This window comes from Desulfuromusa kysingii (assembly GCF_900107645.1).
Classification (GTDB): domain Bacteria; phylum Desulfobacterota; class Desulfuromonadia; order Desulfuromonadales; family Geopsychrobacteraceae; genus Desulfuromusa; species Desulfuromusa kysingii.
Map to the genome: position 1 here is coordinate 471073 of NZ_FNQN01000001.1, position 25143 is coordinate 496215.

The 25143-nt window shown below is 46.1% G+C and carries 23 protein-coding genes; 12 read left to right on the top strand and 11 right to left on the bottom strand.

Annotation, left to right across the window (positions count from 1 at the left end; genetic code table 11):
* Nucleotides 1-2 precede the first annotated feature (2 nt).
* The 3 genes from gspL to gspN are packed head-to-tail and all read left to right on the top strand — an operon-like array spanning nt 3 to nt 2766.
* Nucleotides 3-1391 (top strand): type II secretion system protein GspL, encoded by a 1389-nt coding sequence (gene gspL, locus BLU87_RS02205; protein ID WP_092344294.1) that lies wholly within the window; start codon nt 3-5, stop codon nt 1389-1391.
* Complete coding sequence (gene gspM, locus BLU87_RS02210; RefSeq protein WP_092344295.1) at nt 1388-1906, top strand: type II secretion system protein GspM; 519 nt, start codon at nt 1388-1390, stop codon at nt 1904-1906. The genes gspL and gspM overlap by 4 nt, the downstream gene beginning before the upstream one ends.
* Nucleotides 1903-2766: a type II secretion system protein GspN gene (gene gspN / locus BLU87_RS02215; RefSeq protein ID WP_092344296.1), complete on the top strand. Its 864-nt coding sequence runs from the start codon at nt 1903-1905 to the stop codon at nt 2764-2766. Before gspM ends, gspN begins: the two co-directional genes overlap by 4 nt.
* An 8-nt stretch (nt 2767-2774) precedes the next feature.
* Here the strand turns inward: gspN and BLU87_RS02220 are convergent, their stop codons facing one another.
* Nucleotides 2775-3482 (bottom strand): response regulator transcription factor, encoded by a 708-nt coding sequence (locus tag BLU87_RS02220; protein ID WP_092344297.1) that lies wholly within the window; start codon nt 3480-3482, stop codon nt 2775-2777.
* Nucleotides 3469-4425 carry a sensor histidine kinase gene (locus BLU87_RS02225; protein ID WP_092344298.1) on the bottom strand — a complete coding sequence of 319 codons (957 nt, stop codon included), beginning with the start codon at nt 4423-4425 and terminating at the stop codon, nt 3469-3471. The genes BLU87_RS02220 and BLU87_RS02225 overlap by 14 nt, the downstream gene beginning before the upstream one ends.
* A 150-nt stretch (nt 4426-4575) precedes the next feature.
* On the opposite strand from BLU87_RS02225, the gene BLU87_RS02230 reads away from it, so the two are divergent.
* On the top strand, nt 4576-5655 hold the full coding sequence (locus BLU87_RS02230; RefSeq protein WP_092344299.1) for an NAD(P)H-dependent flavin oxidoreductase: 1080 nt from the start codon (nt 4576-4578) through the stop codon (nt 5653-5655).
* 168 nt (nt 5656-5823) lie between these two features.
* Here the strand turns inward: BLU87_RS02230 and BLU87_RS02235 are convergent, their stop codons facing one another.
* From BLU87_RS02235 to BLU87_RS02250, 4 genes are read right to left on the bottom strand one after another with little or no spacing between them, the layout of a single operon-like run.
* Nucleotides 5824-6480 (bottom strand): DUF8082 domain-containing protein, encoded by a 657-nt coding sequence (locus tag BLU87_RS02235; RefSeq protein WP_092344300.1) that lies wholly within the window; start codon nt 6478-6480, stop codon nt 5824-5826.
* Between the two features lie 11 nt (nt 6481-6491).
* Nucleotides 6492-6830 carry a hypothetical protein gene (locus tag BLU87_RS02240; RefSeq protein WP_092344301.1) on the bottom strand — a complete coding sequence of 113 codons (339 nt, stop codon included), beginning with the start codon at nt 6828-6830 and terminating at the stop codon, nt 6492-6494.
* A gap of 23 nt (nt 6831-6853) precedes the next feature.
* Complete coding sequence (locus tag BLU87_RS17570) at nt 6854-7717, bottom strand: OmpA family protein (RefSeq protein WP_092344302.1); 864 nt, start codon at nt 7715-7717, stop codon at nt 6854-6856.
* Nucleotides 7718-7737: 20 nt separating this feature from the next.
* A complete protein-coding gene (locus tag BLU87_RS02250) occupies nt 7738-8604 on the bottom strand; it encodes a c-type heme family protein (protein WP_092344303.1) in 867 nt (288 codons plus the stop codon).
* A gap of 670 nt (nt 8605-9274) precedes the next feature.
* On the opposite strand from BLU87_RS02250, the gene BLU87_RS02260 reads away from it, so the two are divergent.
* The 5 genes from BLU87_RS02260 to BLU87_RS02280 all read left to right on the top strand — a co-directional run bounded on the left by BLU87_RS02260 (nt 9275) and on the right by BLU87_RS02280 (nt 14606).
* Nucleotides 9275-9997, top strand: a complete 723-nt coding sequence (locus tag BLU87_RS02260) for a hypothetical protein (RefSeq protein ID WP_092344305.1) — start codon at nt 9275-9277, stop codon at nt 9995-9997.
* A gap of 114 nt (nt 9998-10111) precedes the next feature.
* A complete protein-coding gene (locus BLU87_RS02265; RefSeq protein WP_092344306.1) occupies nt 10112-11221 on the top strand; it encodes a radical SAM/SPASM domain-containing protein in 1110 nt (369 codons plus the stop codon).
* Between the two features lie 129 nt (nt 11222-11350).
* Nucleotides 11351-12385, top strand: coding sequence for a uroporphyrinogen decarboxylase (hemE, locus tag BLU87_RS02270; protein WP_092344307.1), 1035 nt, complete (start codon nt 11351-11353; stop codon nt 12383-12385).
* Nucleotides 12386-12453: 68 nt separating this feature from the next.
* The gene (gene hemH, locus BLU87_RS02275) at nt 12454-13425 is read left to right on the top strand and encodes a ferrochelatase (RefSeq protein ID WP_092344308.1); all 972 of its coding nucleotides are present in this window, start codon (nt 12454-12456) and stop codon (nt 13423-13425) included.
* A gap of 356 nt (nt 13426-13781) precedes the next feature.
* On the top strand, nt 13782-14606 hold the full coding sequence (locus BLU87_RS02280; RefSeq protein ID WP_092344309.1) for a protein phosphatase 2C domain-containing protein: 825 nt from the start codon (nt 13782-13784) through the stop codon (nt 14604-14606).
* Here the strand turns inward: BLU87_RS02280 and BLU87_RS02285 are convergent.
* Nucleotides 14592-15827: a glycosyltransferase family 4 protein gene (locus tag BLU87_RS02285; protein WP_092344310.1), complete on the bottom strand. Its 1236-nt coding sequence runs from the start codon at nt 15825-15827 to the stop codon at nt 14592-14594. The two genes, BLU87_RS02280 and BLU87_RS02285, sit on opposite strands and share 15 nt — an antisense overlap.
* A 290-nt stretch (nt 15828-16117) precedes the next feature.
* Between BLU87_RS02285 and BLU87_RS02290 the strand changes: the two genes are divergently transcribed.
* Entirely contained in the window at nt 16118-16591 is a 474-nt protein-coding gene (locus BLU87_RS02290) for a CBS domain-containing protein (RefSeq protein ID WP_175498239.1), read from the top strand.
* A 118-nt stretch (nt 16592-16709) separates the two neighbouring features.
* Nucleotides 16710-18050, top strand: coding sequence for an ArsB/NhaD family transporter (locus tag BLU87_RS02295; protein ID WP_092344312.1), 1341 nt, complete (start codon nt 16710-16712; stop codon nt 18048-18050).
* A gap of 108 nt (nt 18051-18158) precedes the next feature.
* Here BLU87_RS02295 and ccsB read toward each other — a convergent pair whose 3' ends face one another.
* From ccsB to BLU87_RS02310, 3 genes are all read right to left on the bottom strand, one after another.
* A complete protein-coding gene (gene ccsB, locus BLU87_RS02300) occupies nt 18159-19019 on the bottom strand; it encodes a c-type cytochrome biogenesis protein CcsB (protein WP_092344313.1) in 861 nt (286 codons plus the stop codon).
* A gap of 3 nt (nt 19020-19022) precedes the next feature.
* Nucleotides 19023-20402, bottom strand: a complete 1380-nt coding sequence (resB, locus tag BLU87_RS02305) for a cytochrome c biogenesis protein ResB (protein WP_092344314.1) — start codon at nt 20400-20402, stop codon at nt 19023-19025.
* A 708-nt stretch (nt 20403-21110) separates the two neighbouring features.
* A complete protein-coding gene (locus tag BLU87_RS02310; RefSeq protein ID WP_092344315.1) occupies nt 21111-21998 on the bottom strand; it encodes a DnaJ C-terminal domain-containing protein in 888 nt (295 codons plus the stop codon).
* A gap of 167 nt (nt 21999-22165) precedes the next feature.
* On the opposite strand from BLU87_RS02310, the gene hemG reads away from it, so the two are divergent.
* The gene (hemG, locus tag BLU87_RS02315; protein WP_092344316.1) at nt 22166-23578 is read left to right on the top strand and encodes a protoporphyrinogen oxidase; all 1413 of its coding nucleotides are present in this window, start codon (nt 22166-22168) and stop codon (nt 23576-23578) included.
* Between the two features lie 27 nt (nt 23579-23605).
* On the opposite strand, the gene BLU87_RS02320 is transcribed toward hemG, so the two are convergent.
* A complete protein-coding gene (locus tag BLU87_RS02320; RefSeq protein WP_092344317.1) occupies nt 23606-25108 on the bottom strand; it encodes a flagellar assembly protein A in 1503 nt (500 codons plus the stop codon).
* Nucleotides 25109-25143: the final 35 nt, after the last annotated feature.

Here is a 25143-nt window from a genome sequence, read left to right on the forward strand (position 1 = left end):
CCATGTCTAAACGGTTTATAGGTATTGATCTGGAAGGAACAGATGTCAGGGTCGCTATCTTAACAGCGATACCGGGGAAGATTGATATTGAACTGGATAAACGCAGCTATGAAAACCCTGCAGCGGCTGCGGTGGCAATCAAAGAGATGCTGGGAGGTAAAATCACTCTACGAGATCGTCTGATTACGGCACTCCCTTGTCGCGTCGGCTTGTTTCGCCGTCTCAGGTTTCCCTTTCGGGAGAAAAATAAAATAGAAGCAGCGTTGCCTCTGGAATTGCGGTCACAATTACCCATCTCTCTGGAAGAACATGTTATCTCTTTTTTACCACCACGAGCCCGCGAAGATGACTATGAAGTTGATGCCGTGGTTGTCAACAAACGCGAAATTGACGAACTTCTGACCCATTTCCCTGACCCCGAACAAAATCCACGCCGTATTGATCTTTTCCCCTTTGCGCTCCTGCCGATACTGCGGGAACAAGATGGAATCCTGGTTTATTGCCGACGTCTCGAAGTTGTTGTGGCTCTTGTGTATGATGGTATGATTCGGGACTATCGGTTGTTACCCGGGACCAGTGAACTGAATGAAGAGGAAATTTTCGATTTTATTGCCAGCCAAGTCAGCCAACTGGAAAATACTATCGGTCACGAAGGTCTCCCACTCTGGATTATCGGTGCGGGGGTGACTGAGGATCTCTTGGTCCTCCTGTATAAAACCGATCGCCCGTTGTTGACACCGGCGGAAGATGTGTTTGCTGATAAGGTGAGTTATGAAATGGCACCTGCTGCATTGCTGGCACTGAGTGAAATGCGTGAAGAGAAAAAATCCGGTCAGCTGAATTTCCGCCAGGGGGAATTTTCAGCTCGGGGACAGTTGGAAGTTTTTCGTGCCAAACTCATTGCCGTAGCTCTTCTGACGCTGCTAGTGGTCTTTGTCGGAGCCATGGTGATGCATCTTGACTTTCTGCAAAAGACCCGTCAGGAAAGCAGTTTAAAACAACAAATGGAAACAATTTTCAGGCAAATCATGCCGGAGAATTCAACCATTGTTGATGTGCCGTTGCAGTTGGAGAGTCAACTTAAAGATCTGCAAGAGCAAGTGCAGCTTTTTGGTCTGGGGGGGCAAGGTGCCGCACAGGTCCTGCAAGGATTATCCAGTCTTATTGATCGCGATATTCGTGTTGATTTTAGAGACTTTAATTATGACAGCGATGGCGTAAACCTGGCGGGGAACGCCGATTCATTCGAGGCTGTCAACCAAATTGCTGAAAGTCTTAAAACCAGTCCGCTCTTTGGGCAGGTCGAAATTATAGATGCCAAGTTGGCGGCAGATAACAGTGCGGTTGATTTTCAGCTGCAACTAAAATTCCTCAACGGGGGAGAGCGATGATTAAACATCTCAGCCCAAGGGAAAAAGTCATTGTTGCTACAGGCTTGATTATTTTGCTGTTGCTATTTGTCTGGTTTGTTTTGCTCAACCCCTATTTGGAGACGATGAGGAGCCTTGAAGGTAAAATTGTCACCCATCGACAAAACTTGCAAAAAGTCGAAACCATGCGTGACCAAATCAGTCAGTTACGAGAGGATCTTGCAGGGGTGAAAATTGCCAAACAGGGGGCGAAGCCGTTATTTTCTCTGGTCGAAAGTATGGCTGTGCAGACGGGTGTTCGTGAACAACTCCTCTCGATGCGACCACAGCCGACAACCACTCAAGGTCAGTTTCGTCAGCAACTCGTCGAGATCCGGCTGGAAAAAATATCATTACCTCAAGTTGTCAAATTGTTACACGCTATCGAGTATCGCAGTGCTGGTGTGCAAGTGAAATCAATGCAGGTGAAGCCCCGGTTTGAAGATCGTTCGATGCTCGATGTCAATATGGTTTTGATGTCTTTGGAGAGTTTATGAATCTGATTTCAGGTTGGCAGCGGTTAGCTGGTAACCGCAGGCTTTTTACCCTTTGTCTGCTGTTGTTTATTGTCAGTACGTTGTTATCGACCTGGATATTTCTTCCGGTTGATGCTCTGCAGCGGCGTTTGTTGCAGGAGGTTTCACAACAGACTGGTCTTGAAATTCAGGGACGTAATGCTTCTATGCTTTTTCCTCCGGGTTTAGGATTGGATCTGTCTATCTACTCTACCACTCCCGGGTTGAACGATCTTGAGTTAACTGATCTGCAGGTTACTCCTGTTTGGCATAGTCTTTTTACTGCGGATAAAAGGCTGAACTTGACGGCGATCTTGGCGACCGGTCATATCGTTGTCGATGTGGCCCAGAGTGGAACAATTGATTCGAAGTTCAACGATATTGCCTTAGCGCCACTGCAGAAAGCGGATCTGCCTTATCGTCTCAGTGGTAAAATAACCGGTCAACTTACGGGAGAAAATCTTTCCGAAAATATGGAAGGTCGGGGGGATTTCTCTTTTTATGTTGTTGATACCCAGATTGCAGGATTGGAAAAAATTGGTTTGCCTGCCAGTGTTTTTGCTGGGGTTTTGCGTCTTGAAGGTCGATTTGATCAGCGTCGTTTCAGTTTGGAAAAAGTAGTGTTGAAAGAAGGTTCTCTGGACTTAAGTGGCGGGGGGAACGTTCTGGTCGGAGAGACAGCTGAGCAGACCCGGTTAAACCTGAATGTCCGCCTGCATCCGACAGCAACCACACCAGACAGTTTACTGGAACTGATGAGTTTAACCGGTATGCAACCAACGGTAGACGGGAGTTATCTCCTGCGTATTGGTGGCACCTTGGCGAAGCCAATGATCCGTTAGCTTTGAACTCAATCGGGTTTTTTGATGAAACGGTAGCCGCGTCCACGAACGGTGAGGAAATAGCGGGGTTTAGTTGGATCGACTTCAAAGTACTTACGCAGGCGGACAATGAAGTTGTCCAAGGTTCGAGTTTCCGTTTTAGGTGACATTCCCCACACCTGTTTAAGTAATTCTCCCCGGGACAATACTTTCCCTTCCTGATCAAAAAATAGCCGCAACATTTTCATCTCCAGCTCGGTGAGCTGAATGGTTCCATGGGCTGTGATTGCCTGATCTGTTTCCAGGTTAATCTGATTGCTTCCAAAGACATAGCGGGTTTTTTGCGGGAGGGTTGGTTGCCAGTTGGCACGCCTCAGCAGGCCAGCGACCCGTAAGAGAAATTCTTTCAAATTGAAAGGTTTAGCCAGATAGTCGTCGGCGCCTTTACTGAGACCGGTAATCCTGTCCTGCTCTGTTCCTCGAGCGGTTAACATCAGGATGGGGATATGGTTCTCCTGTTCTCGTAACCGATCACAGACTTCTAGCCCATCAATCCCAGGTAACGCTAAATCGAGAATGACCAGATTAAATGGATTTTTCTCCAGTTGTTCAAGGGCCTGTTCGCCACTCTCAACGTGGGTGACCCGGTACCCCTCCTCCTCAAGATTAAAAAGTAACCCTTGGGCAATATGAGGTTCATCTTCGACCAGAAGTAGGGCGATGTCAGGTTTCATCATGCAATTCTTCTGTCAGTGGAATCATCAGGTGAAAAGTCGTTCCTTTGCCACCTTCTATGCTCTCAATCCAAACTTTGCCACCGTGGAGACGAATGACATTGCGGACAATAAACAGACCAATACCGGTCCCCCGTATGGTCTTTCCCGTATGACGAATCCGATAAAAGATACGAAATACTTTTTTCTGAAATTTTCTTGGGATGCCATAACCCTGATCACGAAAAGACAGATGTGCCATGCTGCCGTTTCGTCGCAACGTCACCACAACGACCGGTGGTTCATGTGTATAAAAAGTTGCGTTTTCTAAAAGATTTCGCATCACGGTTTCAATAGCGTCGACATCAAACCGGCAATTCAGTCCGGGTTCAATCTCCCAGCGTAGGTCTCCGAATTCTTGAAATTTCTCATGTTCATGCGCCAGGTACTCTTCAATCATTTGAGAAAAGTTGCCTTGTTGGAGATTCAGCTTGGCCCCCCGGTGTTCAACTTTGTTCGCGGTCAAAAGATTGCTGATCAAACCATTCAGGCGTTCACTGTCCCCTTGCATCCGCAGCACAAATTGTTGCAATTGCTCCGGGCTCGGTTGGCGCATCTGGATGGTTTCCAAGTGGAGCTGAATGGATGCCAGCGGCGATTTTAATTCATGGGTCACCTGATTGATGAAATGGCGTTGTGCCCGGTTCAAGGACGCCTGTCGGCGCCAGTAGAGAAAGATGACGTAGATGCCGATGAGAATAGCAACGAGGAGCAGAATCCCCTCAGTGAGGATGAGCCAGTCACTGGTTTCTGGTAACCATTCAACTTGGTACTTAATTGCCAGGGCTTTCAACTGTTGATGGCGCCCGATAAACCAGTAGATCCAGGAGACGAGTAGGAGAATCCAGACAATCTGAATGACAATAAAAGTGATAAGTGGATGGAAGAGGCGTCGAAACAGTTTCATGACTCATCTATTACCATTGAAAACAGGGCGTTACAAGTGGGTTTTTACACAAGTATTACAATTAAGGATGAGCGGTACTGCTAGTATCAGTAAAAATTTAAGCAACTGTCAAGCTGTAAGAGATCGACGGTTTTGCAAACAGGAGTAATTATGCGTTCAGGATTGACCATCGGTCGGCACCACGTTCCGTATCCAGTGATTCAAGGTGGAATGGGGGTGCGTATCTCGGGATTTCGTTTGTCAGGGCATGTTGCCTTGAATGGCGGGATTGGTATTATTGCATCGGCTGGTTTGGCACTGGCTGATACTCATTATGACGGCCACAACTTCTTCAAGGCGGATCGCCTGGCACTGTTGGAAGAATTGCGCAAGGCTTATGAAATTGCACCCGATGGCGTTATCGGGGTTAACTGCATGGTTGCGGTTAAGAATTATGATGAAGTTGTCCGTACTTCATGTGAAGGCGGCGCAAAACTGATCATCAGTGGTGCTGGCCTGCCGTTGAATCTTCCCAAGCTCACAGCTGATTTTCCTGATGTTGCCCTGGTTCCGATAGTTTCTTCGGTGAAGGCTGCTGAATTGATCGTGCGTAAATGGCAAAAAAGTTATCAACGTTTCCCCGATGCCATCGTTGTTGAAGACCCCGACACTGCCGGTGGCCATCTGGGTGAAAAAATGGAACGGATTGGTTCTGGAGACTATGATCAATATGAGACTGTCCGCGGGGTTAAAGCCTACCTTAACGATAATTGGAATATTGCCATTCCGGTGATTGCCGCTGGTGGTATCTGGGATCGAAAAGATTTGGAATATGCGCTGGCTCAAGGTGCGGATGGGGTGCAGATGGGAACTCGCTTTGTCGTTACCGAAGAGTGTGATGCCGATGCTGCATTCAAACAGGCTTATCTCGACTGTAAGCAGGAAGATATTGGTCTGATCATGAGCCCGGCAGGATTACCGGGACGAGCAATCAAGAAAAATATTGATCAGGTTCGGCAACGAGATGTCGATCTTGATGTCTACTGTCCTTCGGCCTGTTTAAAAAAATGTGCGTATCAAAAATCGCGGGAACGGTTTTGTATTGTTCATGCTTTGGATCGCGCGCAGAAGGGGGATACCGAGACCGGATTGATTTTTTGTGGCAGTAATGCTTGGAAAGCAGATCGGATCTCAACAGTCAAAGAGGTCTTTGCTGAATTGTTTCCCCAGGAGGAGCAGAAAACCGGCTAGAATTTTTTGCCGAGAACTCTCGCTATAAAAAAGGCGAAAAGACCTGAATAAACCGGTTTTTTCGCCTTTTCTATAGCTGAGAAACGTTGAAGCTCTAGACCTGAAGATAGGCTCCACAACTGCTGTGCTTGTTAACGTTTGAGAACTGGTTCTGTGGTTTGAAAAAGGTTAAATAACCCCCTTCATCTCAACAAGAAATTCATCTCTGGACGCCTTGTCATCAATTTCCCGTTGCATTATTTCAGCAAGCTGACCAAGCCGTTGTGCCGATGGTTCCCCTTGTTCAAGCCATTGTTGTACCGAAGTTTTTAAGGCCTTGTTGGCGACTGGGCCAATGTGCGTCGCCAACAGCCTTTTCATTTGTGTGAATTTATCGGCCAACGGTCCGTTCAGAACCGACTCAAGGTCTGCAGGGGGCGCGGTTGCAGTGACTTTCTCTTGTGGCGCTACAACTTTTTTTTCAGGAATTGGCGCTTCTTCGCAATCGGAAATGAGGCCGAGGAGGTCTGTCGTCACCATACTGGCAGACATGTTAATCAGATGAACCTTGGCATCCGGTTCGCAGATGAAAATCAAAGATGAGGTGTCACATAGTTTTCGAATCAGTAAGAGTGCTTCATCATATTGAATTTCAAAAGAATTGACATCCAGTTTGACCGTTTCATTCAACTTGAAAACTCGGTGGAGAATATTGCCGATACGCTCTTGGGTGTCTGTCTTGAAGACCTCTGGTAAGTTGGTGGCAAGAATCCCACGTTTCGTTGTGTAAACCGCTGATCCAAGGACTCCCGGTATTATTTTTATTTCATCCAGAATTTTCTGCATAATTTGCCCCATTAAATAGTGATTTGATCAACCAGTGGCCCGAACTGCTCAAGGATCTTTGCAGGAGAAACATTGGAACTTAGATCGAATCCGACAATGATTTGTTCACCCAACAGAGTTAATATCCGTTCACCCGATGTTTGTTCCATGATGAGATGATATGGACCGGTGAAACCGAGGTGCGGCCGTAACTGCTCAGCCATAACCGCGACATAAGCAACATAATCCCCCAGATATTTGCTCTGCCCACCGCTCTGGAGTAGCACTGTTCCATCACGGGCAACAATGACCAATTCCTGAATCCCGGTCATGTTGTCAGATTGTTTTTTAAACTCCTGCAGAGTTGCCATGAAAGCTCCTTTGTCGACCTGATTTATTGACTGATTCGCCTGAATTCCACGCGACGATTAAGGGCGCGGTTTTCTGTTGATGTGTTGGGCACCGCCGGGCGAGTATCTCCATAATAGGCAACAATCAGGGCTTCAGGATGAATTGAAAAAGTGTCAAGCAGGTACTGTCTGACTTGTTCTGCACGGTGTTTTGACAAGACTAAATTCGATTCTTCACCGCCGACATTATCAGTATGGCCTGATATTTCAAACTTTTTGTCTTGTAATGCAGAGTCTTCGAGTGCTTTACCGACATTCAGTAATTGTGCCTTTGCTTGCTCAGATAATTGCGATGAAGCGCTGTAAAAGTGGATCTGCATCCGAAGTAGAGGCCCATCGACGGCACCGGGAGCTGTTTCTTCACTTTTACTCTCTTGCATGACCTGAATAAATTCAGCGGAGGTGATCTGTTCGCCAGTCTCTGACTTATTCTTGATCCTGGCAAGTTCGTAAGAGGCCCGTGCGCGTTTATTCTGTGGTGCTAGCGATAGTCCTTTTTCGTAAGCATCAATGGCTAACCGGGCATTTCCCAAAACCATATAGATATCACCCAAGCCAAAATATGCCTTGGCATAGGTGTTATCGAGCTCCGTTGCTTTGAGGTAATTGCGTTGCGCTTTATCGTAGTTCCGCAGTCTTTCTGCCGCGTAAGCACAGCTATAATGGATCTCTGCGTCCTGCGGACAAACCTCAAGAGCATGGTTAAGAAGTTCGCGCTTTTTCAGAAGGTTACGCTCTTTTTTAATCTTGTTTTTGAGCGCTCCACAATCCTGCCCGCTTGCGAGTACCGGACTCAATGTCAACATGAGGATGCCAATGGCAGCTATAAAGTATCGAATTTTATTCATCGCTATGATCCTGCATCAAATTACTGCAAAAGTTTAACCAGACTGATCCGCAACCGTTCAATCGCGTGTGACAGTGCTCCGATTTCATCTTTTGACGTTGCAACAATCGGGTCATTGAGTTGTTCGCCTAAACTGAAGCTTTCTGTTTTCTCCGCCAGTTGGACAATGGGGAGGACAACGCTGCGGTCCAAGAAAAACCAAAGGATAAGGAGGATCATGACAATTCCCCCTGCACCGACCAACACAAGAGTGAGGGCCAGGTTTTTGGCTGCTGCGATAGCCGCTGCCGTCGGAATATAGACAACAAAGGCAGCAACGGTGTCATTCATTTTCCAGTTATATCCGGTTTCATCCCCGTAGATTTCAATTTGATCTTTTGGCGCATCATAGGGGTCGCCATGGCAGGTTAAACAACTGGACTTGTCGGTCCGTATCGGTTGGGCGAAATAGAAAACCTCTGTTCCGTTCTTGGTGATCCTCCCCTCGGAAGATTTCAGGGAGCGGTTTTGGTCAAAGTTTTTGATAAACTCAATTTCATCGGCATCGGCACGGTTTGACGGATTGAGGGGATCGATAGTGGCCTGTTTAAAAACATAATCTGGAGAGGCTTGTTTAAAAATATCGAAGGTTCCACGTGCCGCGACAAAGCCAGACATTAGTTCAGGATAGAAGCGGTCTTTTTCGATGAGCTCTTGCACCAAGGGTTTCTGCACCTGAGCCATGTAATTTTTGGTCGCCATGGCATAATTCAGGATGATATTACTTTTAGTTTTTGCTTCGGCAAGGGCATTATTAACGCTGAGCTTGTAGCTGGTGATACCAATCACAGCGATCGCAAGTAACCCTAAAACCCCCATAACCAGAATTGACCTCATCCGGATACCCATTTAGCTTCTCCCTTTTTTTAATTTTGAATAGCGGCAGTTGATAGTAAGAAATCATTTTCAATAGAATGACTGTTCTCTCTGTTGGTTTATTAAAACTAGCCCATTATTTATTCTTAGTCAACAATATATCACATTAAATTACATATACTTAGTGCTATAGTTTATTATATGGATAACCATATGTTTGTGGGTTTGTGGTGGTTAATGTCTGATTTTAACGGGGAAGGTATTGTCGCAGAAAATAGAGGGTGAGTGCGACAGGCCTCTATGCATTGATTTAGGGTTAAAAAATGGGGTCAGCAAACGATCTGGGGCGATAATTCAAATGGATTTCTTGTGGACCTGTTTTGCTAGATACAATGGGGTAGAGAGAGTTGTTGAGCACTGTTGTGAGGAATTCAGTCAGACCTTCTGCAGCACTGATGTTGAGGTCCCTGTTGTTTATCCCCTCCTCAAAGTATGCGGTGAGAGGCGGCTCTATAACAATTTTTATTTCTATTTTTTTTGTCATAAGAACCCTTTTTGTTAAAATGTCTTGTCGTTTTGTTCAAGAATGACCAACGCTATATGTTGTTTTTGTTTGATCCGTTTTAGAAAATCCCCCTAAGCTGCAGGTTTTCTGTATAATCTCCCAAGTTTCAGAGATCATTTCTTTTTCAGGAGTCGATTTATGTCAAAGTATAGCATGAGTTTTCTTTATTGTTTCTTGTTGCTGTTCTGTCTGCAGCACATCTATGTGCCTCCTGCGGTTGCAGGTGAGAAGCAAGAGAGGGTGAAACTGCTGCAACAGAAAATGGAAAAGTTGCAGGAACTGCTGGCCAAGATGGAAGAAGAGAAGCTTCGCGAGCAGCCGCCAACGGAAATGCCTTGGCAAGCGCTTCTGCAAGAGGGTACCGAACGACCGGCTTATGATCAGTACGCCTATTTATTAGCCCCACTTATGCGGGCCGGTGAGCTTGACAGTATTTTACAGCAGGTTCACTTCTTGGCGAGTCAGGACGAGATGAAGGAGCGGGGAACATTGTTTATTGTCCCGGCAACGCCACTGGCAGCAGGAGAGTCAATGTCGGTGAAGAATTATAACCGTGACCTTGCTGGAGCTCTGCTGCAAAAAGTGGATATCCCGAAAGCTCTGGAAGGGGGGGTTGTCGTTGTTTCTGATCCACTTGAGACGTTGTCAGCGAGCAACGGGATGTCTCTGTTTATCGATCTAACGGGTTGTGACCAGGTTTTACGCTCACGAATTTTTGGCCTGCTACAAAAGACCCGTCTATTTACCGAGGATGGGAGTATTTATAAATATTTGGAAGAGTTATTAAGGAGTGCCTCTCCCCAGGCGTTCACGGTCTATATGCAAGGTGATCTCGTATGGTTGTCATTGGCCAAAGAGTAGAGAAGAAAAGCGTCAGCGTTAAAACTACTATTTCGGTCGAGAACCCTTGAGTTGAGTAAAATAACTGTAGTAGTCTTGGGTAAACGAGAACCAAGATCGCAGTCAGGAGAGGTTATGAGTCCTAAACAGGAAGAGTTTATCCCTAAATGGATTGCTTGGGAGAGCACCCAGAGATGCAATCTTAACTGTGTCCATTGTCGGTGTTCTTCCGATATGTCCGCCGCAGCAGGGGATTTTAATACCGCTGAAGCATTCAAGATGATTGATGATATCTGTGAAGTCAGTAAACCGGTACTGGTTCTTTCCGGCGGCGAACCGTTGTTGCGTGAAGATATTTTTGAAATTGCCCAGTATGGAACGGACAAAGGCTTGCGGATGTGTATGGCGACCAATGGTACGCTGGTCACCGACGCCGTTTGCGAGAAGATGAAGGCGACAGAGATCAAAATGGTTTCGCTCTCACTTGATGGGTCGACAGCGGAGATTCACGACAATTTCCGTAACAGTCCGGGAGCCTATGAAGGGGTGATGCGAGCGGCTGAAACCCTTAAGAGAAATGGTATCCCGTTTTTAATAAATTCATCTTTTACCAAGAGAAACCAGAATGATATTGCCGCGACCTTCAAGGTTGCAAAAGCTATTGGAGCGACGGCCTGGTACATGTTTATGATTGTCCCTACTGGTCGCGGCGAAGAGATTATGAATGAACTGGTGTCAGCAGAGGACTATGAAGAGATTCTCGCCTGGCACTATGAGCAGGAAAAACATGAAGATGAGATTTTAATGCGTCCAACCTGTGCCCCCCATTATTATCGAATTGTGCCACAGATGGCCAAAGCAGAAGGTGTTAATTTTAAGCGCCGCAGCTTGACCTTCTCTACCGGAGGTGGCAAAGGGTGTATTGCAGCGCAGACCATCTGTTTAATTGATTGTTTTGGTAATCTCAAGCCTTGTTCTTACTTCCATTCATCGGTCGGCAACGTCAAGCAGGTTCCGTTCAAGGATCTTTGGTTTAACTCCAAGGTTTTTAATGACCTGCGGGATTTCAGCAAATACAAGGGTAAGTGTGGGGAGTGCGAATTTATTAACGTTTGTGGCGGATGTCGGGCCAGGGCTGATGCTGTCTATGGTGACTATATGGCTGAAGAGCCATTCTGTAATTATATTCCCCCGCGCACTCAAAAACGGTTAGAAAAAGAGGCCGCTGAAAACAGATCGAAATAATCATCAAAGCGGTGACCCTTGTGACTGCCCTCGGCGAACAATTTCCCAGGTGCATAAATTCAATAGGTGAGGAGAGGACGAATCCAAGATTCGCCCCTAGGTTTCAGACCCATACAGGAGAATTTCAAAATGACGGAATACAATTTTTTAAAAGCATGCTGGGGACAATCCGTAGATCAGGTTCCCGTCTGGTTGATGCGCCAGGCTGGTCGTTATCTCCCTCAATATAAAGCCGTACGGGCACAAGGGGGAGGAACTTTTCTCGACTTGTGTAAAGATCCTGCTCGGGCCGCTGAAGTTTCCATTCAACCTATTGACATATTAAACGCTGATGCCGCGATTCTTTTTTCCGACATTCTGACTCCGATAGAGCCGATGGGGATGAAACTTGATTTTGTTCCTGGCCCCGTGTTTGAGAACCCCGTTCGTACATCAGCGGATGTCGATGCTTTGGTGGTTCCTGAAGATATGGCCGCAGCTGTCTCTTATGTCCCCGCTATCATTAAACGGCTGCGGTTGGCATTTGCAGGACGTGTCCCGTTGATTGGTTTCGGTGGAGCCCCTTTTACTCTGGCTTGTTACATGGTCGAGGGAAAAGGGAGTAAAGATTTTGCCAGCCTTAAACAGATGATGTATTCAGATTTTCCTCTTTATGATGCGCTGATGCAGAAAGTCACAGAAATGGATCGGCGTTACCTGAATATGCAGATCGATTCTGGAGCGCAAGCCATTCAGATTTTTGATACCTGGGGTGGAATCTTGGCCCCCCATGACTACGAGCGTTATATTCTGCCGTACGTCAAGCTGCTGATTGATGGTCTTAACCGCGACGGTATTCCGGTCATCTACTTTGTGAAAGGGGGTGGCGGTATGCTCGATCTGGTGAAACAGTCTGGAGCCGATGTCCTTGGTCTTGACTGGCACGTTAATCTTGGCAAAGCACGTGATATTCTTGGTCCTGATATTGCGGTACAGGGCAACCTTGATCCAACCGTGCTCTATGCTCCCAAGGATTACATCGAAAAAGAGGTCCAGCGGATTCTGGATGAAAACGGTGATCGTCCTGGGTTCATTTTTAATTTGGGTCACGGAATCTTGCCGACAGTCCCACCAGAAAATGCAATTCATATGGTTGAGTGCGTGCACCGACTCAGTCAAAAATAATTTCATTATGAGCCATTGGTGGAGCAGAAGAATATTCTGCTCCATTTTTCTTATCAGGGATAACATCTATGCCAGATAGCAAGCCGATCGCACTCATCCTTCTCAATATGGGTGGACCTGATTCTTTGGAGGCGGTTGAACCTTTTCTCTACAACCTTTTCTCCGATCGTGAACTGATTCAGCTTCCTGCCGGGGCGTTGTTGCAGAAGCCTTTTGCCAAGCTGATCTCACATTTTCGGGCCAAGAAGGTGGTTGAAAACTACCGCACCATCGGTGGTCAATCTCCTTTGCTGGAATGGACTAAAAAGCAGGCAGAAGGGACCGCAAAGAAGTTGGGAGACAGGTACAAACCTTATGTGGTCATGCGCTATTGGCACCCCCGAGTCGAGCCGGTTCTTGCTGAAATCAAAGCTGCAGGGATTGAAACTGCAGTTGTGTTATCCATGTATCCACACTATACCGGTGCAACCACGGGTAGCAGCATCAATGATTTTAAACGCGCTGTAACCAAGGTTTATCCCGAACTTGAATGCCAATTTATAGCAGAATGGTATGACTGGCCGAACTATCTGGAGGCATTAGCCAACCGTATCAACAGCGGGTTAGATAATTTTCACGATCTGATGCGATCAGAAGTGCAAATCCTGTTCTCAGCACATGCTTTACCGCAGAAATTTATCGATCGAGGGGATCCCTATCGGAAACATGTTGAAGAGACGGTCCAAGGGGTGATGCAACGCGTAGGGTGCTATGACTGGTCGATCGCCTACCAGAGCCGCAGCGGACCAGTAAAATGGATGGAACCGGGAACCGAGGAAGTTCTCCACGAGTTGGCTGAGGCCGGTCATCGTGCTGTGCTGATGGTGCCGATTTCCTTTGTTTCGGATCATATTGAGACACTGGAAGAGATAGACATTCAATATCACGATCTAGCTGTTAGCCTTGGGTTGGTGAATTTTTGTCGGGCGCCATCTTTGAATGATGGTGACGATTTTCTCGACGCCCTTGCAGAGTTGGTGCGGGTAAAGTGCACTATTTAAATATTTCGAGGGTTATGGTTTTGGGGGCTGTAAAGCTGTAATGCTTATTGCTTCTCTTCTTTGGACTCCATGTCGGGATACGGTTTGGCCATTATCAAGAGGAGGACTCGATTATCTTTATCCGAGTCCAATGCCTTACAACCTACCTCCTGTTAATCAATTTTTCCTGTCTTTTAAATCCCTATTTTGATGATGTTTGAACCAAATATTACACCGATATCTCCGTCCCATTACCTCTTCACATATTTGTAAATACGATAACTATCTTGATGTGTATTTAAAGGATGAATTTCACAGGGCAGCTATATTCATTTACTATCGCTTCTGGTTTCTTATCGGAGAAAGCGTGAGTAGTGATGCAGAGGAAAATTAAACACATCGAGCGGATTCTGGATCAAGGATCGGGACGATTAAATGAGGATAAACTTGTTTGTGCCAACAATCTATTTGCAGTCTTTGATGGCGCATCGAGCTTGGTTCCCGATCTTTATTCTGGCAAAACTGGTGCTTGGTGGGCTTCTCATCTGGTGAGTACGACTTTCTTTCAAAATGATGCGTCACTTTTTAGTTTGGGTCAACGTGCCAATGAAATCTTACAGAAGACAATGACTGAGATGGGGATTGAAAGTCGTGACAAGTTAAAACGCTGGAGCACGAGCGTCGCAGCATTCCAAATACAAGAAGACACTATCGCATGGCTTCAGAGTGGCGACAGCCAGGTATTGGCAATTGACGCAGACGGTGGTTTTCAACTTCTGACCCCTTATCACAATCACGATAAGGAGACATTGCAGTTATTAAAGCAGTTATTCCAACAAGGTGACCCCGATCCTCACAAGAGCCTCAGGCCACAGGTTGAAAACGTCCGGCGGCGGATGAATCAGGACTATGGGGTCTTGAATGGCGAGCCCGTGGCTCTCGATTTTTTACAGCTAGGTGCGACTGATCTCAGGGGAATTTCACATCTTCTGGTTTTCACGGATGGATTATTTCCTCCAAGTGAGGACCCAGAGTCTCAACCCGATTTTCGCTGGATCACAGATCATTTTCTTCAGGGCGGATTACGTCAGGTGAAAGAGCAAATTCGAGCCCAGGAAGAGAACGATCCCGATTGCCAGCGTTATCCGCGTTTCAAGCAACATGACGACATTGCTGCAATTGCTGTATCATTTGACCATTAGCTGCCGGTAGAGAGATTCAATTTTTCTAAACACCCCCTCCCACGTATAATCATTCAATAGACTTTGAATCTCATCAGAAATTGCAACGTCCTGAGATGATTTCAGAATCAACTCAAACTGCTTGTGTAATGCGCTGGTCAATGCGCCGATAAAATAATCCTCTTCAGATGCCTGGGGGATGTCGATTGAGGCCATTTTGGGGAGGTCAACAAGGATAATTCGATCAGAATTTATACCAGCAAAAAGTTCAATGATGCCAGGCAACGCCGTGGTGACAATCCGGCAACCACAAGCTAAGGCTTCGAGAAGAACGAGAGGTAAGCCCTCATACAAGGAAGGGAGGACAAAAAGATCTGTCTGTCGCAGCAAATGAGATAGCTGCTCCTGGTCAATTTTCCCATGAATCTGGATGCCACTCTCAAGTTTGTTTGCCAACTCTAAAATTTCCTGTTTTTCGACACCATCGCTATCGCCAACCAGATGGAAGCTGAACATGTCGGCAGGAAGTCTTTTTAACGCTCTGAGTAACCATGGAACCCCTTTAGCACGGCTGAGCTTTCCAGCGAAAAGAACCTGAATGGGGTTATGGGTATGTTTCTGAGTCGAGGAAGAAAAACGTTCGCTGTCATAGCCCGCCCCCATAACATGAATTTTGTCTGGTTCGATGCCGTACAGGGTTTGAATTTCAAGTTTTTGTGCCTGAGTGAGGGCGCAGATCGCATCAATATCCCGACATCCACTTAATACTGTCGCTTGTAGATGCTGACAGTTTTGAAACTGACGCAGATCCGATCCGTGACAACTGGTGACTAATGGGATGTCAGGAAAGAGCTTTCGGGTCAGTGAAGTCAGGAGCCAGAGGTGGTGTGAATGGATGATGTCGGGTTTCCAGCGTTCAACTGCTGCAACGAGCTTATGTTTAAAGCAAGCCTCATATAGCGATAAATCCGCCGCTGAAAGATCGCAAAAGCGAGTGCTAGGATAGGGCATGACATCGCTCATCCCGACGACGGGGAAGGGGAGGTCCTGTTCAAAACAGACCGCGCTAAAATCACTACATGCCAAGTTGCGAAGTTTATGCGGTTTTTGAAAATTTGTAGGCACCCCGGCTAAGAGATAATTTTGAAAGTCCCGCTTTGATGCTTGCTTCAAGATGGATTGCAGGTAGATTCCACTTCCTGTTGCTTCGGGGATTTGACTGAGCAGATGTAAGATTTTCATTTTTAAACCAGAGTTCAGCAATGGATTTTTAAATTGTTAACGTCACTTTGAACGAATCACTATGTCTTGGCAATAGGATAGTGAAATCAGGTGCACCCTTTGCTTCCACCATTGAAAATTTTGACGCTGACGTAAGATTACAAATTGGTAAGGTTCTGTGATTCATCTTGAATTTTATCAATTTTGAGATATCTTTTGAGCAAATACTATTTTTAACGATGGTTTTTATGGAAGTGTTGTGACGTAACTGAGTCGGAAAAGAAAGGTTAACTATGGATGTCTCTGAATGTATGAGAACGAAACTGGTGCTAGCAAAACCTGATTGCGATTATAAAAGACTGTTGTGTAAGATTGCAGACAGTGTCCCCAGACTGGCTTATGTCGTTGATGATAATTACAAATTGCTGGGCATTGTCTCGGCAGTCGATCTCCTCAAGGTCATTCTACCATCTTATATGAGCGTCGGGTTGGCGCGGTCATTTTCCGATGGAACCGAGTTTCTGCAGAAACAAGTAGAAAGGGTCAAAGATAAGCGTGCGGAAGATATAATGGTGAAGAAGTTTTCCTTTCTGCATCCCCATCACCAACTTCTTAAAGCTGATGCCATGATTGCTGAAAAAGGGTTCAACACTTTACCTGTGATTGATGAGAAGGGTAAGCTGCTTGGTGAAATTACACGACTTGATATCCTGGTAAACTTGGTAAACAACTGTTCCGATTATAATGTTGATGATGCGGGTCTTGTTGATCTTTCACTGCTGTAACTTCTGGCATTTTAAACCGATCTTGGCCTGGCCACCTGTATTTAAAATGGACCGCCGATAAGTCATCAAACATCAATTATCGTCTGTTCGAATCTATAGACAAAGAACGGAGAGTTTCATGTTCTGGACCGCAACATCCATATTCCTCGTAGCTTACGCCCTTATTATCTCCGAAAAAATCCATAAGACTAAGGTTGCCATGTTTGGCGCTGCCTTGACCTTGATAACCAAGGTGCTGCTTCAGGATGAAGCCTTTAACAGTATGGATCTTGGTGTTGACTGGAATGTTATCTTTCTCCTTATTTCGATGATGGTGATCATTAACATCATGACCAAGACCGGGGTGTTTCAGTATGTCGCCATCAAATGTGCAAAGGTGGCCAAAGGTGAACCTTTCAGGATTATGATTCTTTTCGCAATCATCACGGCTGTCGGGTCGGCTTTTCTTGATAATGTCACTACGGTTCTATTGCTGGTCCCAGTCACGTTGCTGATAGCTGAACAATTAGAAATCAACCCTATCCCTTACTTAATTACCGAGGCTCTGGCTTCCAATATCGGCGGTACAGCAACTTTGATCGGTGACCCACCGAACATCATGATCGCTTCCAAGGCGGGCCTCAGCTTTATGGACTTCATTTTTCATTTGACGCCGGCAATTATCATTATTTTTCTTTTTTGGATGCTGGCCTGGAAAGTGCTCTTTGGAAAACGTCTGCATGTGCGTGAAGATCTGAAGAAGAAGGTTATGTCTTTGCAAGAAAACGAACAGATTACTGATTCTGCTTTGTTGAAAAAGTCGCTGATCATTCTCGGTTTCACGATTTTAGGTTTTATGTTGCATGGCTTTTTTCATTATGAACCGGCGACAGTGGCTCTTATGGGGGCGGCAACGTTATTGCTCGTCTCGGGAGAGGAGCCGCAGAGTATTCTCGCTGAAGTTGAATGGCCGACAATCTTTTTTTTCATCGGTCTATTTATCATTATTGGCGGTATTGTTAAGGTTGGATTGGTCGAGGATATGTCCCGTGCGATGATTGCTGTGACCAATCCTCAACCACAGGATATGACCATACTTGCTATGGTGATGCTCTGGTTCTCGGCGATCTGTTCCGCAATTGTTGATAACATCCCTTTTGTTGCGACAATGAATCCGTTACTCATTGATATGATTCATAAAATTTATGGTCTGCAAAGTGGTACCGCAACGGCTGAACATATTCAGCACATGGCAATGATGCCAGTATGGTGGTCATTGGCCCTTGGAGCTTGTCTTGGTGGTAATGGTTCCCCGATTGGTGCATCCGCTAATGTTATTGTGGTGGGTCTAAGTGAAAAAGCTGGTTATAAAATCAGTTTCACACAGTTTTTGAAATATGGTGTCCCAGTGATGATCATGACTGTTTTCTTGGCCATGATATATATCTACGTACGTTATTACCTTCTCAAATGGTATTAAGTGGAATTTAAATCGTGGTGATGTTGCAAATATTGTGACGTGGCGGTCAGTAACGAAAAGGGGTGCTTCAGGTGTGAAGCACCCCTTTTTGTGGAGATGTTGCTGTTTTTAGGCGCTGCCGTAGGAGTGCAGACCTGAAAGGACTAGATTAACACCGAGGTAGCAGAACAGGGTGGCAGCAAAACCGATCACCGATAGCCAGGCTGCGCGACGACCAACCCAGCCGCGGGTAAAGCGTGCATGGAGAAACGCTGCGTAAAGGAACCAGACGATTAAACTCCAAGTCTCTTTAGGGTCCCAACTCCAGTAAGTTCCCCAGGCATAATAGGCCCAGGCAGCCCCGGTGACAATTCCCAGAGTCAGGAGCGGAAAACCAATCATGATCGCCTTGTAGTTCATGTCATCCAGAACCTTGGTGGGTGGAAACATTCCCAGGATTCCCCCCATGGGCTCATCTCCTTGATGCTTCTCTTCTTTCCCAATCTTCATCAGATACATGATGGAAACCCCGAAAGCAACGGCAAATCCAGCATATCCGAGGAAGCAGGTGATGACATGGTAGGTTAACCAGTTACTTTGCAGCGCAGGAACCAGTGGGTCGATAGAAGAATGCAGGCTCATCTGTGCCCAAAGCATACTGAACAGAGCGATCGGCAGGACAAAAGCACCAATTGTACGTTGCTTGTACTTCCAATCCATCAACAAATAGATCAGCAAGATTGACCATGCAAAAAAGACAACAGATTCATAGAGGTTGGTCAATGGGGCACGACCATCGACACCGAGAATCTGATATGATTCATACCAACGCAGACCCAGAGCTGTCGTCTGAATGAGAAAGCCTGCCAGCGATACGAGTGTGGCAATGAATGCGACGGTCTTATTCTTGGTGGCAATGTAAGCAAAGAACAGAACCATCGCAGTGAAATAGGCAATGGTGGTAAAATTAAATAATTGTCCGCTATCCATGAGTTATCCCTCCTTTTTTGGGGATGAATTTTTGGCAGTAGTTTCAACTTGTTGTTGTATTTCATCGAAGGCCAGAGCAAAACCTGGTTGGTTGCGGTGTGCGTTGCCAGCCATTTTTACTTTGATTTTTTTGCCATCATCTTCCAGAGATACCCAGATGCGTTTATGGGAGAAGAAAAAGGCGGTGAGTGAGCCAAACACGATCAAGAAGCAACCAGCCCAGACAATGTTGACCCCAGGGTCTTTGGCGACTTGCAACCCGGTAAAGAAGGGCTGATCGTAACCGAGCAAGGCAAAGCTGAAGGCGCCGCCACGTTTGCTGTCAATCGTTGGGTGGTTTTGCCAGACGACAAACGGGGCTCCGTGATTGCCATCGGGAGAATTGACATGGAGCTGAATTGCCGGTCCAAAGTTACGATCGTTTTCAGTGAAATTGGTGACCGCAAAGGAGTAGCCGTTGCTGAGTTGGACGTTTTTCCCCTGGTGCGCCTCAACTTCGAAAACTTTGCCGGTTGCAACCTCTGTTGCCTTGATTTTGAAGAAGCCGTTGCCTGCAGAACCGTAGCTGGATTGATAGAATTTTATCCCCTTATAGGTCAGAGGATCGTTCACTTCAATCCGCTTATGGACAACTTCCTTGCCATCTTCAAGGATCACTAAATCACTATTGTAATCTTTGGGGCGATTACTGTTCGGGTAGTAACTGACATCGAAATCATCACAGCGTACGGTAAAACCTAAGTCAATGGGGACTCCGTTGCGGGTGCTGACTTGGTTGATTGAACTGCCTTCAACAATGTTGACGTAGGCTTTGTATCCCCAGAAATTACCAATCACTGCGCCAGCCATGATAATCAGGATTGACACATGAGTAATATAAGCACCGAATCTTGAGTAGATCCCTTTTTGTGCAAATAGATAAAGTTTGTCATCTTTTTCAGAAAGGGTGGTTTTAGCGAATTCTTTTGCGATGACGCTAGAGATTTTCTCGGCGACCTGCTGCTTTGACCCTTTACAACTGAATTCAGCGCGATTTGCCGAACCATTAAAGATTCCGGGGCTGGCAATTAAGGTTGGTTGTTTGACAAATCTCCAGACCCGCGGGAAGTTCTTGATTGAACAGCAGATTAAATTAATGCTGAAGAGCGCCAATATGCCAATAAACCAGGTTGAATGATACATATCAATAAACTGCAATTTTTTAAACAGTTCGTAGTTTGCCTGACCATATTCGCGTATATATGCAGCCGGAGAACCATTCTGCAGGATAACTGTCCCGATAATAGAAGTTAGAGCCAGCAACAACACGAGAACGATTGCAAGTTTAAGGGAGCAGAGAAAGTCCCAAACACGATCTATAAAAGATTTTTTTGTTTCAGCCAAAGTAAAAGTCTCCTTATGGAAGTCTGTCCGAATAGATGACAGATTTGGTCACTATATCTTATCTAGCGACACTGAATGAGGTCAACCGAATGATAGCGGAGCGGTTTAACTCAGGAGAACTACGGTACGAAGACTGTCAAGGGATTGAAAAGGTTTTCGTGAGTTCGTTGAGAATGAAGATAATTGTGGCAGAATATAGAAATGACTTATAAACGGCTTACCTGCTTTGCATTGCGGGGTGAGCGGTTTTGATTCATGGACAAGAGAATACGAGTCCTTGTGCAGGGTCCTGTATTCCGGGATTCCGAGATCGTGCAGAGGACGGGTTGAGTGATGACAGGTCTCAACCTGACAACATGGGGTAGCCATTTCCCGATGGCTGGACGAGTGGCAACTGTCAACCCTGATTGTTGAACAATTATAGTTCTGATGCTCTGGAAACAGGCATGCAAAAGCTGACGGCACCCCGCTGTAAAGGAGCAGCAGCACAGTGAGTGCAAGGATCAGTCGAAACTTATTGTTGGGTTTGTGTTTAGTCACCGTTGCCCTCAGTCGGAGAACAGAATTCAAGTTTACAGATAAATCGGTCACATTGTACTTGTGGTTCACTTAATCTGCAAGTGGAATACCAGTATGGCCTCGTTATCGCAATAAACTGCGGCCAAAAAACTATCAAACCTTTGAACATACTGAAATTAATAAGATAAATTAGAGATCGACGGCCTTAAGTTGTTCCAGTAATTTTTTCTGCTCCGTAGTCAATTGATTGGGAACCACAACTTCTATGACGGCATAAAGGTCTCCAGCTGGTCTTTTTCCCGAAGCCGTTACGCCATATCCCCGTAATCTGATTTTTTGCCCTGGTTGCATGCCTGCGGGAACTTTGACCCTTTTGGGGGTGTCAAGGGTTGGAACTTCAATGGAGGTTCCCAGACATATTCCGCTGTAAGGAATCTCAGCTTTGACGAGCAGATCGCGCCCATCTCGGGTAAAAATCGGATCAGGCTCAATATCGACCTGTAGGTAAAGATCGCCCGGTAAGCCCCCCGCTGGATTCAGTCCCCCTTTGCCAGACACGCGTAATTTGCTCCCTTTTTCGATGCCTGCCGGGATCCGAACCTTGATCTGTTCTATTTTCCCATCATTCTGGTAGTCGATACGTCTCTCTCCGCCCTGAACGGCAAGACGAAAGGGGATGCTGATCTGCATGGAGTAATCTTGCCCTTTGGCCGGAGCCCGGTTACCACGCATGCCGCCACCACCAAATAAGTGACTGAAGATATCTTCAGCACCACGGCCACCACCGCCACCGAAGCTACCAAAGATATCGCCCATGTTCATATTACGGAAAATATCTTCCTGGCTGAAACGTTGATGGAATCCGGCGTCGCCATATTGATCGTACTGTTGACGCTTATCTTTGTCGGATAAAACCGCGTAAGCTTCAGTGATTTGTTTAAACTTCTCTTCTGCTTTGGTGTCCCCCGGATTTTTATCGGGATGATATTTTTGTGCAAGTTTACGATAGGCTTTTTTTATCGTAGCGGCGTCATCTGTGCGGTTGACACCGAGTACAGAATAATAATCTTTAGACATGCTGTGATGTTCCTCCATTTGAGCGTGATTAACACCCTACTATAGAAGTCGTTTTGTGAAGCGTCAAGAAGAAGATAATAGTATGACTTCACTGTCTTGACGTTAACCGGGCGACAAGCTACGATGACGACAAATTCACACTTTTTCCCCATTATTCAGGAGTATTTATGACCCGTATTGCGATTGTTGGAGCTGGGATTTCCGGCCTTGCCACCGCTTATGCCATCGAGCAACAGGCAAAGCGAGCTGAATTTGAGGTTGAAACTCTGGTTATCGAAAAAGAATCGCGAACTGGAGGGAAGATTCTTTCGGTAAAGGATAATGGTTACCTTTGTGAATGGGGACCCAACGGCTTTCTTGACAATAAACCGATGACTCTTGATTTGTGTTGGCAGTTGCAGATTGAGGACCAATTATTGCGATCTGATGATAACGCCCGCAAAAGATTTATTTATGCCGATAAAATTTTGCATCAGATGCCTGAAAACGGCCCCGCATTTTTAAAGTCTAAATTGATTTCCTGGCCCGGTAAGTTCCGTCTTGCGGCTGAATTGGTGATTCCTAAACGGGTGCCAGGTGGCGATGAGACCCTGGCTGAATTTGGTCGGCGGCGTCTTGGAGAAGAGGCTCTCAACAAGCTCATTTCACCGATGGTTTCGGGAATTTTTGCTGGCAACCCCGAAACCATGAGTCTGAAAAGTTGTTTTCCCCGTATTTATGAATTAGAGCAGGACTATGGCGGTTTGATCAAAGCGATGCTCAGGTTGGCTAAGAAGAAGCGTGCTGAGGTCAAAGCGGGTAAGGCGGTAGCGAGTGCGGCGGGTCCCGGTGGAGTGTTGACCTCATTTCAAGGTGGTATTCAGGAATTGACAGATGGCGTTGCCGCTGCTTTATCTGGCACTGTTTTGACTGGTCATGGGGTTGTTCGGATTCAGCAGAAACAGGGCGGAATCTCTCTCCGACTCGATGACGGACAGGAGCATGACGTCGACATGGTTGTCACTGCTGCACCAGCCTATGCCGTTGCTGAGATGCTCGATGAACTCAATGATAAGAGTTCCAAGATTCTTCGACAGATTCCTTACGCGACCATGAATGTGGTCTGTTTTGGTTATCAGAAAGAACGGATTGCGTTTGATCTCAACGGCTTTGGTTATTTGATTCCCAAAGCTGAAGGGTGCCACACCCTTGGGACTCTCTGGGACTCCAGTATTTTTGCCAATCGGGCTCCAGAAGGGAAAGTGTTACTCCGGTCAATGATGGGTGGCGCGGCCAACATGACCGCCATTGAGTTTTCTGAAGATGAGGTAAAGGCACGGACCATGAGTGATCTGAAGCAAATTATGGGGATCAACTGTGAGCCTGAATTTATCAAAATTTTTCGTCATCGTCATGCCATACCGCAGTATATCAGTGGCCATGCACAACGGTTGTTGGAGCTGGAATCATCGCTGCAAGATTCTCCCGATTTGATCTTGACCGGAAATGCTTTCTACGGAGTGGGATTGAACGATTGTGTGAATGCCGCCAATAAAGCTGCGGAAAAAGTTGTCGCCCGATTGCAGGCTAGGGTTAATTAGACCGGTATGGTCTTTGGTTGAGGGGGGTTACAACTCTTCATCCATATCATCGGCGAGTGTCGTTAGCGGAGCATAAGTCATAAGGCGAATTCCCCCTGATCGGGAATTTTCAATGATTGATGTGGGACCAGAAATCTCATCATCTATGGTCGTCAGTGCTTGCCCCAACGCCACGACAACCCCCTCTTTTGCTGCGCCGAGAATATTGATTTTGGGATTTGCTGTTGGGTGCTCTGCTCTTGCAAAGCTTTCCAATTCTTTTGTGAATACTTTTTGTTCTGCATCGAGTTTGGCCGAACGTTTTTTTAATATATCAGAGCGCAGTTCGATGGCTTCCCGCAGTGCTTTACGGGATTTTTTTAAAGGGTTTTTGGCTAAAAGAGTTAACGTCTCTTTAATTGTTTTAACTTGCTTTCCCGTGCTTTTCAGTTGCGTTTTTAGATATTCCAAGCGGTCTTCTTCCGGGAAATAAACTCCGGAAGTGACGTAGGTTTTGACTCCGGCTCTGGCTCCCAGGATTTTGACCTCTATCCCTTCGAGAGCGACTGTTTCACCACCCGTAATCAACCCCTTGGCAACGTCAATACGACCTGTTGATTTTAGTATTGAATTTCTCACCTCACGTACAATTGAGATATTTCCTTGGCACTCAACAGTGACATGGTTGAGATAGTTGGCTTTTAAGTCCCCACGACAATGAATTGACCCCGAACCCTGACCCGCCATGGTGCCAATCGTCACAGGACCTTCAGACTTGATCTGACAATTTCCGACTGCACCTGTAATGGTTACCCCTTTGGTCGCGGTGATGTTGAAGTCATCAAGGACATCGCCTTTAACGACGACAAGTCCATTGAAGTTGACGTGGCCAATAGAGAGATCGACATCTCCGGAAATAAGAAACTCATCCAAGACCGACAGGGTGTTTTTATCGAGGACAGCGCGGCCAGCTTTTGTTGCAAAGACGTGAGTCCCTTCCGGGTTGATCAAAACCCCTTCGCCCGCTACAAAAGGACTGATTTCACCCTCTTTAGCTGGCAGAGGTGTCCCCGTGATCGTCTTACCATCGACCCCTTTTGTCGGTGGGTGGATAGAGCCGATCTGTTGATCTTGTTCGACATTGGAAAAACTTTGAACCGCTTTAAAGTCAACCCGGCCTTTTTCATCCATAGGCAGGGGGGTGTCTTCATCTCCGGTTGAAACAATCAGTTCGAACCAACCATCATCACCTTTGACCGGTTTTATTCCCGTTGCCAGAATAACGCTTTGTGGATTCTCCCCCTGAGCCGCTTCGGAGCAAAAAATAGCGACTTGTTCCAGATCAACAGATTCGACAATGGCGTTCTTTTTTAGCAGGCTTATTAACTCTGCAGGTGGAATGCTGTTCGCGGTGTCATGAACGGTGATGCTGGCATGACATTCTAATTGATGGTCATGTGCTTCTAATGTTAAGTCGTAAGCATCCGTGACATATTCGGCGATTAATTTAATCCCAATCGCGACATTTTTTTGAGTGGATGTAGATTCCATAATACTCCTCTTGTTTGCAAGAAGGACTTTGATTA

What these genes read in the sequence shown, in the direction of transcription:
- gspL (WP_092344294.1), top strand. Translation starts at nt 3, where the DNA reads ATGTCTAAACGGTTTATAGGTATTGATCTGGAAGGAACAGATGTCAGG.
- gspM (WP_092344295.1), top strand. Translation starts at nt 1,388, where the DNA reads ATGATTAAACATCTCAGCCCAAGGGAAAAAGTCATTGTTGCTACAGGC.
- gspN (WP_092344296.1), top strand. Translation starts at nt 1,903, where the DNA reads ATGAATCTGATTTCAGGTTGGCAGCGGTTAGCTGGTAACCGCAGGCTT.
- BLU87_RS02220 (WP_092344297.1), bottom strand. Translation starts at nt 3,482, where the DNA reads ATGATGAAACCTGACATCGCCCTACTTCTGGTCGAAGATGAACCTCAT.
- BLU87_RS02225 (WP_092344298.1), bottom strand. Translation starts at nt 4,425, where the DNA reads ATGAAACTGTTTCGACGCCTCTTCCATCCACTTATCACTTTTATTGTC.
- BLU87_RS02230 (WP_092344299.1), top strand. Translation starts at nt 4,576, where the DNA reads ATGCGTTCAGGATTGACCATCGGTCGGCACCACGTTCCGTATCCAGTG.
- BLU87_RS02235 (WP_092344300.1), bottom strand. Translation starts at nt 6,480, where the DNA reads ATGCAGAAAATTCTGGATGAAATAAAAATAATACCGGGAGTCCTTGGA.
- BLU87_RS02240 (WP_092344301.1), bottom strand. Translation starts at nt 6,830, where the DNA reads ATGGCAACTCTGCAGGAGTTTAAAAAACAATCTGACAACATGACCGGG.
- BLU87_RS17570 (WP_092344302.1), bottom strand. Translation starts at nt 7,717, where the DNA reads ATGAATAAAATTCGATACTTTATAGCTGCCATTGGCATCCTCATGTTG.
- BLU87_RS02250 (WP_092344303.1), bottom strand. Translation starts at nt 8,604, where the DNA reads ATGGGTATCCGGATGAGGTCAATTCTGGTTATGGGGGTTTTAGGGTTA.
- BLU87_RS02260 (WP_092344305.1), top strand. Translation starts at nt 9,275, where the DNA reads ATGTCAAAGTATAGCATGAGTTTTCTTTATTGTTTCTTGTTGCTGTTC.
- BLU87_RS02265 (WP_092344306.1), top strand. Translation starts at nt 10,112, where the DNA reads ATGAGTCCTAAACAGGAAGAGTTTATCCCTAAATGGATTGCTTGGGAG.
- hemE (WP_092344307.1), top strand. Translation starts at nt 11,351, where the DNA reads ATGACGGAATACAATTTTTTAAAAGCATGCTGGGGACAATCCGTAGAT.
- hemH (WP_092344308.1), top strand. Translation starts at nt 12,454, where the DNA reads ATGCCAGATAGCAAGCCGATCGCACTCATCCTTCTCAATATGGGTGGA.
- BLU87_RS02280 (WP_092344309.1), top strand. Translation starts at nt 13,782, where the DNA reads ATGCAGAGGAAAATTAAACACATCGAGCGGATTCTGGATCAAGGATCG.
- BLU87_RS02285 (WP_092344310.1), bottom strand. Translation starts at nt 15,827, where the DNA reads ATGAAAATCTTACATCTGCTCAGTCAAATCCCCGAAGCAACAGGAAGT.
- BLU87_RS02290 (WP_175498239.1), top strand. Translation starts at nt 16,118, where the DNA reads ATGAGAACGAAACTGGTGCTAGCAAAACCTGATTGCGATTATAAAAGA.
- BLU87_RS02295 (WP_092344312.1), top strand. Translation starts at nt 16,710, where the DNA reads ATGTTCTGGACCGCAACATCCATATTCCTCGTAGCTTACGCCCTTATT.
- ccsB (WP_092344313.1), bottom strand. Translation starts at nt 19,019, where the DNA reads ATGGATAGCGGACAATTATTTAATTTTACCACCATTGCCTATTTCACT.
- BLU87_RS02310 (WP_092344315.1), bottom strand. Translation starts at nt 21,998, where the DNA reads ATGTCTAAAGATTATTATTCTGTACTCGGTGTCAACCGCACAGATGAC.
- hemG (WP_092344316.1), top strand. Translation starts at nt 22,166, where the DNA reads ATGACCCGTATTGCGATTGTTGGAGCTGGGATTTCCGGCCTTGCCACC.
- BLU87_RS02320 (WP_092344317.1), bottom strand. Translation starts at nt 25,108, where the DNA reads ATGGAATCTACATCCACTCAAAAAAATGTCGCGATTGGGATTAAATTA.